Source organism: Microbacterium sp. HMWF026 (genome assembly GCF_003061325.1).
Taxonomy (GTDB): Bacteria; Actinomycetota; Actinomycetes; order Actinomycetales; family Microbacteriaceae; genus Microbacterium; species Microbacterium testaceum_E.
This window is the reverse complement of record NZ_QAJB01000232.1, coordinates 1-1,442: the sequence shown is the minus strand read 5'-3', so window position 1 is coordinate 1,442 and position 1,442 is coordinate 1. Positions and strand designations below refer to the sequence as shown.

Genomic DNA, 1,442 nt, shown 5'->3' with positions numbered 1-1,442 from the left:
GCCCGTTCCCGTACCGGTCCCCGCGCCGGGGGCGCCCGCGCCCGGGGTGCCCGTACCGGGGGTCACGCCGCCGGAACCGCCCGTGCCGGGAGTGCCACCATTCGACCCACCCGTGCCCGGGTCGACCACCGCGGCCGGGACCAGCACGCCCGAGCGGCTCGCACCGTCCTGGAACCCGGATGCCGTCGCCGTCACCGCGACGCTGATCTCGCGACCCGCGTCCGCGGCGGTCAGGAGGTAGGCGTCGGCCGTGGCGCCGTCGATCGGCGATCCGTCGCGCAGCCACGCGAAGGCCAGGACGGCATCCGCGGGATCGGTCGTCGCCGTGGCCCGTACGGTCGATCCGACGCGCGGCTCTCCGGTGACGACCGGAGTGCCCACGCCCACGGCACGGTTCACCGTCACCGTGTACGTGCGCGACATCCCGTCGGGGGCGGTCACCTCGACCGTGCCGACGCCGCCGACCGCACGTGCGGCCGGGTCGGCAGCGCCCGGCTGCGTGACGACGACGCGAGCGTCCTCGTCCACGGCGAGCGCGTGCAGGCTCGGCCAGGCCGCCCCGGTGGAGGTGACCGTGTACGCGAGGGTGTCGGGGTCGAAGCCCGCGACGGGCTCGTCGCCGACCGTCAGCCGCGCCAGATCGGCGATGCCGGCGGGGGCGGGGGCGGCCGCGTAGATCTCGACCTCGGACACGATCATGTGCGTCTGCGGGCGCGCGGTCATGACCACGCGCACCTCGTCGGCCGCACCCGTGAGCGGCACGCTCACGCGCGGCGCACCGCTCGCGGGATCGGGAACCGGCGTGGCCGCGCCCTGCACCCACTCGCCGTCGGCGAGACGGTGGTCCACCCGGATCGAGGTGGGCCAGCTGAGGGTCGCTCCGTCGCGGTAGAACTGCACGTCGACGTGCGTGAGCGTCTCGCGCTGGGCCAGACGGTAGCTCAGCGTGTCCTGCTCGTTCTTGGTACCCGAACGCCAGTTCGACCATCCCTTGTCGGTCGTGCTGCCGTTGATGGTGTTGCGGACGTCGTACTGCGCGCTCTCGGTGAACGTCGCCGTCGGCTGGCTCTGCGGGGCGACGTTGTGCTCCGAGGCGGCCGTGACGATGACCGTCAGGCGCGCCGGCAGCTTCTCTCCGCTGGGCCCCGTCGCCACGCCGGCGACCTCGACGGTCCCCGGTGCCGCGAACGAGGTGTCGCTCAGTCCGTCCCAGCTCCACACGACGGGCACCCCGTACCCCGCGCCCGAGGGGCGCAGTTCGGCCTGGACCTCGGCATCCGCCTGCTTCTGCACGGTGCCGAGGGCGCTGCCGGCGGGGACGGTGACCGACGCCGGCCGCGTCGCGGTGAACGCGCCGACCTCGACCGTCGCGGTCGCCTCGAAGGGCGCTCCGAAAAGGTCGGTGCCGGTGCCGCGTACCTGGACCGTGCCGGGGCGCGAGA

General features: G+C 74.6%; 1 protein-coding gene. It reads right to left on the bottom strand.

From position 1 onward, the window contains the following. A partial coding sequence (locus DBR36_RS17680) for a cadherin-like beta sandwich domain-containing protein (RefSeq protein ID WP_375136070.1) occupies nt 1–1,442 on the bottom strand: 1,442 nt, incomplete at both ends.